Origin of the sequence: Pseudomonas sp. QLc11A (assembly GCF_052112305.1) — a bacterium.
Taxonomy (GTDB): Bacteria; Pseudomonadota; Gammaproteobacteria; order Pseudomonadales; family Pseudomonadaceae; genus Aquipseudomonas; species Aquipseudomonas laurylsulfatiphila.
In genome coordinates this window covers 601,597-614,134 of sequence record NZ_JAVAJJ010000001.1, presented here as the reverse complement: position 1 = coordinate 614,134, position 12,538 = coordinate 601,597, and the positions used below count along the sequence as shown (strand labels likewise).

The 12,538-nt window shown below is 60.2% G+C and carries 15 protein-coding genes; 2 read left to right on the top strand and 13 right to left on the bottom strand.

Annotated elements, in window-relative coordinates:
- Positions 1-74: 74 nt before the first annotated feature.
- Positions 75-545 carry an RNA methyltransferase gene (locus tag Q8X48_RS02935; protein ID WP_007993783.1) on the top strand — a complete coding sequence of 157 codons (471 nt, stop codon included), beginning with the start codon at positions 75-77 and terminating at the stop codon, positions 543-545.
- An 80-nt stretch (positions 546-625) separates the two neighbouring features.
- Positions 626-1,003 carry a YgaP family membrane protein gene (locus tag Q8X48_RS02930; protein ID WP_015096372.1) on the top strand — a complete coding sequence of 126 codons (378 nt, stop codon included), beginning with the start codon at positions 626-628 and terminating at the stop codon, positions 1,001-1,003.
- A 64-nt stretch (positions 1,004-1,067) separates the two neighbouring features.
- Here the strand turns inward: Q8X48_RS02930 and Q8X48_RS02925 are convergent, their stop codons facing one another.
- The 13 genes from Q8X48_RS02925 to fabD all read right to left on the bottom strand — a co-directional run bounded on the left by Q8X48_RS02925 (position 1,068) and on the right by fabD (position 12,530).
- Entirely contained in the window at positions 1,068-1,628 is a 561-nt protein-coding gene (locus Q8X48_RS02925; RefSeq protein WP_015096373.1) for a DUF1285 domain-containing protein, read from the bottom strand.
- 16 nt (positions 1,629-1,644) lie between these two features.
- Positions 1,645-2,253, bottom strand: a complete 609-nt coding sequence (locus tag Q8X48_RS02920) for a DUF4823 domain-containing protein (RefSeq protein WP_015096374.1) — start codon at positions 2,251-2,253, stop codon at positions 1,645-1,647.
- 171 nt (positions 2,254-2,424) lie between these two features.
- Positions 2,425-3,393 (bottom strand): GTP 3',8-cyclase MoaA, encoded by a 969-nt coding sequence (locus Q8X48_RS02915; RefSeq protein WP_407799379.1) that lies wholly within the window; start codon positions 3,391-3,393, stop codon positions 2,425-2,427.
- Between the two features lie 137 nt (positions 3,394-3,530).
- The gene (locus Q8X48_RS02910; RefSeq protein WP_007977040.1) at positions 3,531-4,169 is read right to left on the bottom strand and encodes a TetR/AcrR family transcriptional regulator; all 639 of its coding nucleotides are present in this window, start codon (positions 4,167-4,169) and stop codon (positions 3,531-3,533) included.
- 342 nt (positions 4,170-4,511) lie between these two features.
- The gene (locus tag Q8X48_RS02905) at positions 4,512-5,297 is read right to left on the bottom strand and encodes a TatD family hydrolase (RefSeq protein WP_407799378.1); all 786 of its coding nucleotides are present in this window, start codon (positions 5,295-5,297) and stop codon (positions 4,512-4,514) included.
- Between the two features lie 68 nt (positions 5,298-5,365).
- Positions 5,366-6,352 carry a DNA polymerase III subunit delta' gene (locus tag Q8X48_RS02900; protein ID WP_407799377.1) on the bottom strand — a complete coding sequence of 329 codons (987 nt, stop codon included), beginning with the start codon at positions 6,350-6,352 and terminating at the stop codon, positions 5,366-5,368.
- The gene (tmk, locus tag Q8X48_RS02895; protein ID WP_015096378.1) at positions 6,345-6,977 is read right to left on the bottom strand and encodes a dTMP kinase; all 633 of its coding nucleotides are present in this window, start codon (positions 6,975-6,977) and stop codon (positions 6,345-6,347) included. The genes Q8X48_RS02900 and tmk overlap by 8 nt, the downstream gene beginning before the upstream one ends.
- A gap of 19 nt (positions 6,978-6,996) precedes the next feature.
- Positions 6,997-8,229 carry an endolytic transglycosylase MltG gene (gene mltG / locus Q8X48_RS02890; protein ID WP_407799376.1) on the bottom strand — a complete coding sequence of 411 codons (1,233 nt, stop codon included), beginning with the start codon at positions 8,227-8,229 and terminating at the stop codon, positions 6,997-6,999.
- Between the two features lie 3 nt (positions 8,230-8,232).
- Positions 8,233-9,048: an aminodeoxychorismate lyase gene (pabC, locus tag Q8X48_RS02885; RefSeq protein ID WP_407799375.1), complete on the bottom strand. Its 816-nt coding sequence runs from the start codon at positions 9,046-9,048 to the stop codon at positions 8,233-8,235.
- Positions 9,048-10,292 carry a beta-ketoacyl-ACP synthase II gene (gene fabF, locus Q8X48_RS02880; protein ID WP_015096381.1) on the bottom strand — a complete coding sequence of 415 codons (1,245 nt, stop codon included), beginning with the start codon at positions 10,290-10,292 and terminating at the stop codon, positions 9,048-9,050. The genes pabC and fabF overlap by 1 nt, the downstream gene beginning before the upstream one ends.
- 109 nt (positions 10,293-10,401) lie before the next feature.
- A complete protein-coding gene (acpP, locus tag Q8X48_RS02875; protein WP_003175607.1) occupies positions 10,402-10,638 on the bottom strand; it encodes an acyl carrier protein in 237 nt (78 codons plus the stop codon).
- A 196-nt stretch (positions 10,639-10,834) separates the two neighbouring features.
- The gene (fabG, locus tag Q8X48_RS02870; RefSeq protein ID WP_007977052.1) at positions 10,835-11,575 is read right to left on the bottom strand and encodes a 3-oxoacyl-ACP reductase FabG; all 741 of its coding nucleotides are present in this window, start codon (positions 11,573-11,575) and stop codon (positions 10,835-10,837) included.
- 16 nt (positions 11,576-11,591) lie between these two features.
- Positions 11,592-12,530 carry an ACP S-malonyltransferase gene (gene fabD / locus Q8X48_RS02865; RefSeq protein WP_407799374.1) on the bottom strand — a complete coding sequence of 313 codons (939 nt, stop codon included), beginning with the start codon at positions 12,528-12,530 and terminating at the stop codon, positions 11,592-11,594.
- Positions 12,531-12,538: the final 8 nt, after the last annotated feature.

Below are 12,538 nucleotides of genomic sequence, written 5' to 3'. Positions count from 1 at the left end.
TCAGTTGTGTTTAAGAGTCAGCCCCCCCCCAATCCCCGTATAATCGCGCTTTTTTCCCGAAAGGCACCCCGCTCGTGGCAGACAAACGGTACAGCTGCATTGGTTTGTATAACCCCAAGTCACCGGAGAACGTCGGTTCGGTGATGCGCGCCGCTGGCTGTTATGGCGTGGCGTCGGTGTTCTACACCGGCAAGCGCTATGAGCGCGCCGCCGACTTCGTCACCGATACCAAGCGCGTGCACTACGACATCCCGCTGATCGGTATCGATGACCTGAAGAAAATCCTGCCGCTCAATTGTGTACCCGTCGCCGTGGAACTGGTTGAGGGTGCCCGCCCTCTGCCGGAATACACCCACCCGGATCGCGCGCTCTACATCTTCGGCCCGGAAGACGGCTCGCTGGATAAGGAGATTCGCGACTGGTGCGAAGACGTGGTCTACATTCCGACCACCGGTTGCATGAACCTGGCCGCCACGGTCAACGTCGTGCTCTACGACCGCATGTCCAAGGGGCTCAATACCCGCTCCGGCCCAAAATTCCGCTGAATCGCCGCACATTCGATTGAACGAGCTGCCCGCCCCGGCGGTCAGCTTGACTAACGATCACTGAAGCCTGGAGACAGACCATGAGCGAACTCAAACGCGTCGAGCGTATCGAATCCACCCCCTTCCAGAGCCCTTCCGAACAGAACGTGCAGGGCTGGGAACGCATCGGCTCCCTGGCCGGCGGCGTGGTGATGGTGGGCAAGGGCCTGCGTCGTGGCGGGATCTTCGGCCTGATCCAGGTGGCCATCGGCGGCGTAGCCCTGGCGCGCGGCATTACCGGCCACAGTTCGGCAAAAAGCCTGCTGGAGAAAAGCCGTCAGGACATGAACAACGTGCGGGCGAAAATCCAGCGCGCCGGTGAGGAACTGAGCCAGTTGAAGGCCAATGCCGAGGCGGCGACCAAAACTGCAACCGTGACGGGTAATGATTCCTTGAAGTCGCCGAAAGCCGGGGTTTGATCCGGATCGTTCGGTGAGGCTGATAGACCTGTCGCGAGCAGGCTCGCTCCCACAGGGTTTTGCGTCAGGGTTCGAGGCCGATGGGGAAAAACTCTCCACCGCTCCACACGCCTAACCAACGCTGGCCGTCGATCTCTCGGCTCACCGCCAGTTCTACCAGTTGATAGAACACATTGCGATGGATCAAGGCTTCAAGATTGCTGCGCACGTGTACGTAAGGGGCTGGCTCCTGCGTGTCGGGATCGATCACTACGCGCAACGGATGCCCGGCACCGGCCTCGGTGGTTTCATCGACGTTGGTGGTAAAGCGCAGCACCTGCGCCTCGCCCTCGCCTTCCACGTCCACCGCAATCGCCACGAACGGCGCATCGTCGACTTTGATGCCGACTTTTTCCACCGGGGTAATCAGGAAATAATCATCGCCGTCGCGGCGAATGATGGTGGAGAACAGCTTGACCATCGGCTTGCGCCCGATCGGTGTGCCCAGGTAATACCAGGTGCCGTCCCGGGCGATGCGCATATCGATGTCGCCGCAGAAATCGGGATTCCACAGGTGCACCGGCGGCAAGCCTTTGGTCTTGGGGATTTGCCCCAGCAAATCGTTGGCTTTTTGCGGGCCACTCATGGCGTTCTCCTTGAAGTTACTGGTCGCTGAGCCCCAGCAGGCCGCGCGCATATTGCTCCAGCGGCGGGCCCATCAGGTCTTCGGGTTTTTTATCGTGGAACGTCAGTAAACCGCCACGACTCTTGATAGTCGCAGTATCAATCAAATACTGGGTACTGGTCTCGATCAACATGATCTGAATCATACCGCTGTCGATGCCGAGGCGATCCAGGGCTTCCTGATCCAGCCATTCGTCCGAGTTGCCGATACGGTCGTCCGACTTGGCGAATCGGGTGTACAGCAGATAATGCGCACCGGCGGCACGGGCTTCGCCCATGGCCTGGTCGAGGCCTTCCGGCGTGCGGGCACGGCGTACCATCGGGAAGTATTCGACGAAGCCATCGAACGCGACTTCGGCAATCACGTTGGGCCGTGGATAAACGGCGCTGCCCGGCGGCATGAAAGCGCCCTGGGCGATGTAGACGAACGAATCCGGTTGAATGCGCAGGTTGTTTACGCGGCGGCTGTCACTGTGATCGAGCAACCCCGCATCGCTCATATGGTAACGAGTCCCTTCGGCCATATCGCTGACGTTCATGCAGCCACCAAGTGCCAAAACGGCCAGCAGCAAAACCAGGCTACGCATCCTATCCTCCAGAGGCCGGTGTCGGAAAACCGGCGAATGGCCGTAGGATGCAGCTTTTGCGCCAGCTCAAGTTGATCGTTGCCTGATCAAACGCAATCGCGGGCAAGTCACGCTCCCACAGGGTTTATGCACAACCTTGTGGGAGCGTGGCTTGCCCGCGATGAGGCCGGATCAGCCGCCGATGATCTTCATGACGGTCGCGCCGCCGGAGAACGCCACTTCCTGCTTGTCCCCCAAGGCTTTCACCAGGAGTCTCTGCAAGGCCGGCAGCGCCTGGTGGCGCGGTTTGTCCAGCAGGTCGCCGATGTAATGGCGATTGCTCGACGACAGGCAACCATGAAGCCACCCGGTGGAAGACAAACGAAGTCGCGAGCAGGTCCGGCAGAACGGCACACTTTCGTTGGCGATCACGCCGAAGTAACCCTGGCCGGGAATTTCATAACGAACCGCCGTTGCATCGACCGGGGCATCGGCCTGCAGATATTCATAGCGCTCGCCAATCAGGCTCAGCAATTGCTGGAGGCTGACGAACTGCTGCAAAAACGCATTGGAGTCGTTGGCCAGGTGGCCCATGCGCATCAGCTCGATGAAGCGCAGTTCATAACCGCGCTCCAGGCAGTAGTCGAGCAGCGGCATCACTTGATCAAGGTTCTGTCCGCGCAGCGGCACCATGTTGACCTTGATCTTCATGCCGGCTGCACTGGCCTCGTTCATGCCGTTTAGCACGGTGGCCAGGTCGCCGCCCCGGGCAATGCCGCGGAAAGCACTGGCGTCGAGGGTGTCGAGGGAAACGTTGAGGCGCCGAATGCCGGCGCCCACCAGCAGCGGCAGTTTCTTCGCCAGCAACTGGCCATTGGTGGTCAGGCTGATGTCTTCCAGACCCATCTGCCCGACCGCCGTCATGAAGGCTTCGAGTTTGGGGCTGACCAGCGGCTCGCCGCCGGTAATGCGCAGACGCTCGATCCCTGCCGCTTCAATCAGATAAGCCACACCGCGTGCCATCGCTTCGGCCGACAATTCATCCTGCGCAGCCACCAGCCGCTTGCCGTTGGGCACGCAGTAGGTACAGGCGTAATTGCAGGCAGAGGTCAGACTGATTCGCAAGTTGCGAAAACGCCTGCCTTGACGGTCAACGATCATGGTCACTCCGGCGGAAGAATATCGGGCCGCTAAAACTTGACTCAGAAATCAAGTTTTAGCAAGTCCTCTACCTGAGTATATTCCTGCGGTACTGCGCCAAGTAGCGAAATCATGGCGCAATAAGGCAACTGAATGGCTCAGCTACCGGAAGTGTCGGTATCGCGCTTGCGTTTGTTGCCCATGCGCACGCCGATGTCCATCAGGAACTGGAAGAAACCTTCCTGATCTTCCAGCACATTGCTCCAGAACGGCGAGTGATACAGCGCGACGGCGCCGTGCACCAGCGCCCAGGACGCGCAGTAGTGGAAGTAAGGTGGCACGTCTTCCAGCTTGCCTTCGCTGATCCGGCCCTTGATCAGCAGGGTCAGGCGTTCGAAGTTCGAGGCACGGATCTTGTGCAGCTCCTCGATCATCTCCGGCACCTGGTTGCCCTTGACCACTTTCTCTTCGAGGCGGTCGAACAGGCGATAGCGTTGTGGATCGCGCATGCGGAATTCGAAGTAGGCCCGGGACAGGGCTTCCTTGTCCTTGTCGACATCGGCCGAATGCAGCAGTGCGTTCAAATCGCGCTCGTAGTCGAGCATCAGGCGCAGATAGATTTCCGCCTTGGATTTGAAATGCTTGTAGATCGTGCCTTTGCCAATACCGACGGCATCAGCAATCATCTCGACGGTGACACTGTCTTCACCTTGTTCGAGGAACAGCTTTAGCGCGGTATCGAGAATTTCCTGCTCGCGGCGACGAAACTCACGGACCTTACGAGGTTCTTTATGCATAAGAAAAGGTCTGTCGGGGTCAAAATTCGAAGCCGCGTATTATGCCTAACTTACGCAAAAATGCACGGATCATCCGACCATATCTGCGCTTTCCGGTCATTCCGCGCACGATTACCGGTTGATGAGAACTCTTCCGAAGCGCACGTATTCCAAATTTGTTTAAAAACCCGGGCCGGCAAACTGGACTAGGCGCAATCCTGATCAATACTTGAACTGTCGGCGGGGCATCTCCCCCAAGTGTCACGCCGATATTGGTACCAACGGACCGCGTGCCATTGTTTTACTCCTAATGGTCTTAACCCGGATTCACCCCCCAGAACCCGGGTTTTTTTTGCCTGCGATTTAACCTTTCACATGCGCCAACGGAAACAACCGCTTGAAATTGGCCGTGGTCTGCTCGGCAAACCGCTCGTAGGGTTCACCGCGCAACATTGCCAGAAATTCCGCTACTTCACGCACGTACTGCGGCAGGTTTGGCTTGCCGCGATGGGGAATCGGCGCCAGGTAGGGAGAATCGGTCTCCACCAGCAAGCGGTCGGCCGGCACTTTGCTGGCCACATCGCGCAACGCATCGGCATTGCGAAAAGTGACAATCCCGGACAAGGAAATGTAATAGCCCATGTCCAGCGCAGCCTTCGCCATATCCCAGTCTTCGGTAAAGCAGTGCAATACGCCCGCCTGGGGCAATGCCGCTTCGCGCAGCAAGTCCAGGGTATCGGTGCGGGCCCCGCGGGTGTGGATGATCACCGGTTTGCCGGTCTGCTGCGCCGCTTGCAGGTGCAGGCGAAAGGACTCCTGCTGCAACTGCGCCGCTTCCGGCTCGTAGTGGTAATCGAGGCCGGTTTCGCCGATGGCGACCACACGCGGGTGATTGAGCTCCTGCAACAGCCAGTCCAGCGCTGGCGCGGCACCGGGCTGTACATCCAGGGGGTGCACGCCCACCGAGCAGTCGACGTCGTCATAACGTTCGGCCAGGGCTTTGACGTCGGCCGCGTTGTCCGCGCTGACACCGATACACAGAAAGTGCCCTACCCCGCGCTGCCGGGCGGCATCCAGGGCAGCATCCAGGGAGCCGTTGTGGGCGGCCAGGTCGAGGCGATCGAGGTGACAATGGGAATCTACGAGCATAAAGGGCTGCAACTTACATCGAATGGGTGGGACGGTCGGGTGTACTGATAGATTCTAGGCCCAGGCCGTCATCTTTGGGCAGGCAACGACGCCCATTGCACCAGCAAGGCCTCCAGCAGCAAGGCCGGATTGAGGTTGGCCTTGCTCAAGACTTTCTGTCGCTGGGCGAGAATCCAGTCCTGGATATCGAGGACTTTGCCCTGGGCGCTTTTCTGCGCCAGGTATTGCACGACCTTGCGCATGTCGGTCAGGCCGAGGCCGGCTTCGTCCTGGGTCAACTGATAGCGCAGGATCAGGCTCGACCAGTCGCAGAACCAATCGAACAGGCGCAACATCGGAATGTTTTTCCATTCTTCGGCCAGTTGCGTCGGCGACTGCTGTTGCTTGAGGAGCTTCTTCACCCCTTCCACGACTTGCATGCGCTGTTCACGTACGCCCTGAGCCTGGAGATTGACCGCCGTCAGTGGCGAACCTGCGGCCAGCGTCAGCAACTCGACGCGCTCATCTTCGGAACATTCCGGCAACGCCTGGGCCAGCCACTTCAAGCTCATGGCCTCGCCCGGCAGCGGACAGGCCTGCTGCACGCAGCGACTCTTGATCGTGGGCAACAAGCGGCTCGGCTGATGGCTGACCAGCAACAAAACCGTATCGCCGGACGGCTCTTCGAGGCTCTTGAGCAAGGCGTTGGCGGCGTTGATGTTCATCGACTCGACCGGCTCGATCAGCACCACTTTGCGCCCGCCCAACTGCGCGGTCTGCACCACGAAACCGACCAGATCGCGAACCTGATCGACCTTAATCGCCTTGTCGGCTTCCTCCGGTTCAAGGATGTAGTTATCCGGGTGGCTGCCAGCCTTCAGCAGCAGACAGGACTTGCATTCGCCGCAAGCCTCCAGCGCCGTCGGGCGCTGGCACAGCAAGCTGGCCATCAGGCGCTCGGCCAGTGCCCGCTTGCCGATCCCGGCCGGGCCATGCAGCAGGTAGGCGTGCGCATGCTGCGCGCGACCCGCCAGGTGCTGCCAGAGGTTTTCCTGCCACGGATAGGCCTCAGCCACGGCTCAACTCCAGCAGGCGCGGCAACAAGGCATCCAGCGATTGCTGAACCTGTGCCAAGGGTTGGGCCGCATCGACCAGCACATAACGCGCCGGATCCGCCTTGGCCCGCTTGAGGAACGCATGGCGTACGGCATCGAAAAAAGTCCGGCCTTCGAGTTCGAAGCGATCCAGGCGGCCACGTGCGCTGGCGCGGGCCAGACCCACCTCGACAGGCAGATCGAAAATCAGTGTCAGGTCCGGGCGCAGATCGCCTTGAACGAAAGTTTCCAGAGCCGCGATGCGCTCAAGCGACAAGCCACGGCCGCCGCCCTGGTAGGCGTAAGTCGAATCGGTAAAACGATCACACAGGACCACGGCACCGCGGGCCAGCGCCGGGCGAATCACTTCAGCCAGGTGCTGGGCACGCGCCGCGAAAACCAACAGCAACTCGGTATCCGGGTTCATGACTTCGTCGACGGGAGCCAACAACACCTCCCGGATGCGCTCGGCCAACGGCGTGCCCCCCGGCTCGCGGGTCAGCACCACCTCGATGCCGGCGGCGCGCAAGCGCTCGGCCAGGTATTCTCGATTGGTGCTCTTGCCGGCGCCTTCCGGGCCTTCCAGAGTAATAAACAAGCCAGTCACAGGCAGTCCTTAGTCAGAGTCATTGCGGGCTTTTCGGTGCGCTGGCATCGGGTTCCGGTGCTTCAGGAGCTGGCGCAGGATCTTGCGCCGGCACTTGCGGCAACGCCTCGGGAGCCGTGTTCGGTGAAGCGGCCGGGATCGGTGCCAGCTCCTGCGAAGCCCTTGCCTCCTGCGTACCGTTTTGCTCAGCCTCGGTCGGCGCTGTCTCTGGCGTGGCAGTGGGCGCCGGGCTGGAGCGGTAATCGGCGCGACGCTTGAGTTGGAACTCCTTCACGGCATTGTTGTGGGCATCCAGGTCGTCGGAGAACACGTGAGTGCCATCACCACGCGCCACGAAGTAGAGGCTGCTGCCCTCCACCGGATTGAGCGCCGCATGGATGGCTTCGCGACCGACCATGGAAATCGGCGTCGGCGGCAAGCCCGCATTCATGTAGGTGTTATAAGGCGTCGATTCCTTGAGGTGAGCCCGGGTCAGCTTACCGCTGTAGCGGTCGCCGAGGCCATAGATCACCGTCGGGTCGGTCTGCAGCAGCATGCCCATCGCCATGCGTCGCACAAACACGCCGGCAATCTGCCCGCGCTCCTGCGGCACGCCGGTTTCCTTTTCCACCAGCGAAGCCATGATCAGCGCCTGGTAGGGTTCGGTGTACGGCACATCGGAAGAGCGCTGCTGCCACTCCTTGGCGAGCACTTCGTCGAGGCGGTCGTAGGCGGTTTTCAGCAGCTCGATATCGGACATGCCGCGCACGTAACGATAGGTGTCAGGGAAGAAACGCCCTTCCGGAAAAATCCCGGTGTGGCCCAGCTTGTCCATGACCTGGCTATCGCTCAAACCGTCGAGGCTATGATCGAGCTTCTCTTCCTTGGCCAGCGCTGCGCGAACCTGGCGGAAATTCCAGCCTTCGACCAGGGTCAGGCTGTACTGAACCATTTCCCCGCGCTTCCACAGGTCGATCAGGCCTTCGACGGTCATGCCCGGCTGCATGCGATACTCACCGCTGTGCAGGGGTTGTTTGCCGAGATTGAAGCGCCAATACACGCGCAGCCAGAAGGCGTCCTTGATGACACCATTGGCTTCGAGTCGGTAGAAGGTGCGGGTCGGCGTGGTGCCCTTGGGCACATCCAGCAATTGTTCCTGGGCAATGTTCAGTGGCTGTACCAGCGCCGAATGAATTTTCCAGGCTGAAGCACCCATCAGCAGCCCTGCCAGAACCACTCCGGTTTCCAGCAGCAGCACGAGTTTACGTCTCACGTATCAAGCATCCAGTAGCACACGGGCAATGGTTTGGAGTTTACGGGTGAGCGGCCCAACCGGCCAGTGAAGAGCAGCATAGGCACGCACCGGCCAGATACCATACACGCTGTTGCAGGCAAAGACTTCGTCAGCCCATTGCAGCTGTTCGAGGGGGATATCGGTGATTTGCGTGGGAATTCCCAGCGACCCGGCCTGAAACAATAGTTCGGCACGCATCACGCCGGCCACGCCGCAGCGCTTGAGGTCAGCCGTGATGAGCACACCGTCACGCACCAGGAACAGATTGCTGAACACGCCTTCGATCACGCGCCCGGCCTGATCGAGCATCAAGCCTTCGGCATGCTCGGTGTCCTGCCATTCGGCACGGGCGAGGACTTGTTCCAGTCGATTGAGGTGCTTGAGGCCGGCCAGTAATGGCTGCCTGGACAATCGGGTGGTGCAAGGAAACAGACGAACACCCTGCTCGCCATGCGCGGCAGCGTAGGCTGCAGGCGGATTGCCTTGCAGAATGCGTCGAGCCTGGGCCGAAGGATCGGGCGCGTAACCGCGCAGACCGTCGCCGCGGGTGAGAATGAGCTTGAGCACCCCGTCACCCAGTACCGCGGCGTAGGCCAGCAGTTCGCTGCGGATCAATTCCTGATCGGCAGCAAGCGCCAGACGCGAACAGCCATCCGCCAGACGCGACAGATGCCGTTCCAGCAACACAGGCTTGCCGTTGCGCACGGCGATGGTCTCGAACAGACCATCGCCATAAGCCAGGCCGCGATCCTTCAGCGACAAAGCGTCAGCCGGCTGACCGTCGACCCAGCAGTCCATCAGCCTGCGAACCGGCGAAACACCAGCGAGCCGTTGGTGCCGCCAAAACCGAAGGAGTTGGACACGACCACATCGATATCCATGTTGCGCGCGGTGTGCGGCACGAAATCGAGGTCGCAGCCTTCATCCGGCTCATCGAGGTTGATGGTCGGCGGCGCTACCTGGCTGTTGATCGCCAGCACGCTGAAGATCGCCTCGACCGCGCCCGCCGCACCCAGCAGGTGGCCGGTCATGGACTTGGTGGAACTGACGGCCAGCTTGTAGGCATGCTCGCCGAACACCGACTTGATCGCATTGACCTCAGCGAGATCGCCTGCGGGAGTCGACGTACCGTGGGCGTTGATGTACTGCACTTGATCGCCATTGATCTTCGCATCGCGTAGTGCATTGGTGATGCAGCGCGCAGCACCCGCGCCATCGGCGGGCGGCGAGGTCATGTGGTAGGCATCGCCACTGGTACCGAAGCCGATCAATTCGGCGTAAATGGTCGCACCACGGGCCTTGGCATGTTCCAGCTCTTCCAGAACCAGTGCACCGGCACCATTGGACAGCACGAAGCCGTCGCGGCCCTTGTCCCATGGACGGCTGGCGCGGGTCGGCTCGTCATTGCGGGTCGACAGCGCGCGCGAGGCACCGAAGCCACCCATGCCCAGGCCGCAGGCCGCCATCTCGGCGCCGCCGGCAATCATCACGTCGGCTTCGTCGTACATGATGTTGCGGGCTGCCATGCCAATGCAGTGGGTACCGGTGGTACAGGCCGTGGCGATGGCGTAGTTAGGTCCCTGTGCCCCCAGATGGATCGACAGGAAGCCGGAAATCATGTTGATGATCGAGCCTGGCACAAAGAACGGGGAAATCCGTCGTGGACCGGTCTCGTGCAGGGTGCGGCTGGTTTCTTCGATATTGGTCAGTCCGCCAATACCCGAGCCCATGGCCACGCCGATGCGTTCGCGGTTGGCGTCGGTGACTTCCAGACCGGCGTTGCGCACCGCCTGAAAACCTGCGGCCAGACCGTATTGAATGAACAGGTCAAGCTTGCGGGCTTCCTTGACCGACAGGTATTCCTCGACATTGAAGTCCTTTACCGAGCCGCCAAAACGGGTGGAATAGGCAGAAAGGTCGGTGTGTTCGATCAGACCAATGCCACTGCGGCCAGCCAGAATGCCCTGCCAACTGCTCGGCACATCCGTGCCCAGTGGCGACAACATACCCATACCGGTGACTACGACGCGTCTACGCGACACAGCACTCTCCTTTTTTCAAATGACGACTTTGCATCAGGCCTAAAGAAAAAACCGCACGCCATGATGGCAGTGCGGTTTTTCCATGACAGCGAGCAACGATTACAAACTATTACGCCTGGTGGCTAGTAACGTAGTCGATTGCAGCTTGTACAGTAGTGATCTTCTCGGCTTCTTCGTCAGGGATTTCGGTCTCGAATTCCTCTTCCAGAGCCATCACCAGCTCAACGGTGTCAAGGGAGTCGGCACCCAGGTCTTCAACGAAGGAAGCAGTGTTGACCACTTCTTCTTCTTTAACGCCCAGTTGCTCAGCAACGATTTTCTTGACGCGCTCTTCGATGGTGCTCATACCTTGTTTTCACTCCTAATGGACAAATTCAGGCAGCTGGCCAGTGGGTAAGTGTATAGAAATGCTTTTCAGCTTTTCAACTGAAAGCTTCACTCCTCGAACCCGGTGACCCTCTGCCTATAAATAGATTGCAGCTTTATAACGGATTTTAGACAGCTCGTATGACATTTTTTTGAAGCAATCCGTCACATTTGAATTACATGTACATCCCGCCGTTCACCGGGATTGTAGCTCCGGTAACGTAAGCCGCACCGTCCGACGCAAGAAAAGCGACCACGGACGCGATCTCTTGTGCTTGCCCCAGACGACCCAGCGGAATCTGCGTCTGCAAGGCTTCACGCTGCGCCTCGGGCAGTTCACGGGTCATATCGGTATCGATGAACCCTGGGGCCACCGAGTTTACCGTAATCGCACGCGAACCGACTTCACGCGCCAATGCACGGCTGAAACCTTCCAGACCGGCCTTGGCGGCAGCGTAGTTTACTTGGCCTGCGTTGCCCATGGCACCCACAACCGAACCAATACTGATAATTCGGCCCCAACGGGCTTTGGTCATGCCACGCAAAACGCCCTTGGACAGGCGGAACAGACTGTTCAGATTGGTATCGACAACGTCGTGCCACTCGTCGTCTTTCATGCGCATCATCAGGTTATCGCGGGTGATACCGGCATTGTTGACCAGGATCGCCGGCGCACCGAACTGCTCCTGGATGCTCGCCAGGACCGCCGCCACGGACTCGTCACTGGTGACATTGAGCTCCAGGCCGGTGCCCTGAATACCGTTTTCCTTCAGGGTCGCGGCAATTCGCTCGGCACCCGACGCGGAAGTCGCGGTACCGACAACGATGGCGCCCTGACGACCCAGTTCCAGGGCGATAGCCTGGCCGATGCCACGGCTTGCACCGGTGACCAGTGCAACTTTACCTTGCAGACTCATGCAAGCTTCTCCTGATTCAGGCCAACGCTGCACGGGCGGCAGCGAAAGCGTCTGGGGTATTGAGGTTGGATGTCGATACGCCTTCGGCGCAACGCTTGTTCAGACCGGCCAGCACTTTGCCCGGGCCGCATTCGACCAGATTGGTCGCGCCCTTGGCTGCCAGCGCCTGTACGGATTCAACCCAGCGTACGGGCTTGTACAGCTGTTCGAGCAGATCACGCTTGAGGGTTTCCAGATCGGCCGGCACTTCGGCACTGACGTTCTGGACCACAGGAATCTGTGGCGCCTGCCAGTTGATCGCGGCGATCGATTCGGCGAAACGCTCGGCAGCCGGACGCATCAGCTCGCAGTGGGACGGCACGCTGACCGGCAGCGGCATGGCGCGCTTGGCACCACGCGCCTTGCAGCCTTCGATGGCACGCTCAACGGCGGCCTTGGCTCCGGCGATGACCACCTGGCCAGGGGAGTTGAAATTCACCGCGCTGACCACTTCGCCTTGCGCCGCTTCGGCACAGGCGGCCAGTACATCGGCATCGTCCAGGCCGAGGATGGCAGCCATGCCGCCCTGCCCGGCCGGAACGGCTTCCTGCATCAGTTGGCCGCGACGCTCGACGAGTTTCACCGCGTCGCCCAGGCTCAGGCTGCCCGCTGCCACCAGCGCGCTGTATTCACCCAGGCTGTGCCCGGCGACGTAGGCCGGACGCGCACCAGCTTCGGCCAGCCACAGACGCCACAGGGCGATCGAGGCAGTCAGAATGGCCGGTTGGGTTTTATCGGTTTGATTGAGTTGCTCTTCCGGCCCTTGCTGGGTCAGTGCCCACAGGTCGTAACCCAGTGCATCGGAAGCTTCTTTGAATGTTTCAAGGACAACCGGGTGTTGTGCGCCCAACTCGGCCAGCATGCCGAGGGACTGCGAACCCTGTCCCGGGAAGACGAATGCGAGGGAAGCAGACATGTAACAAG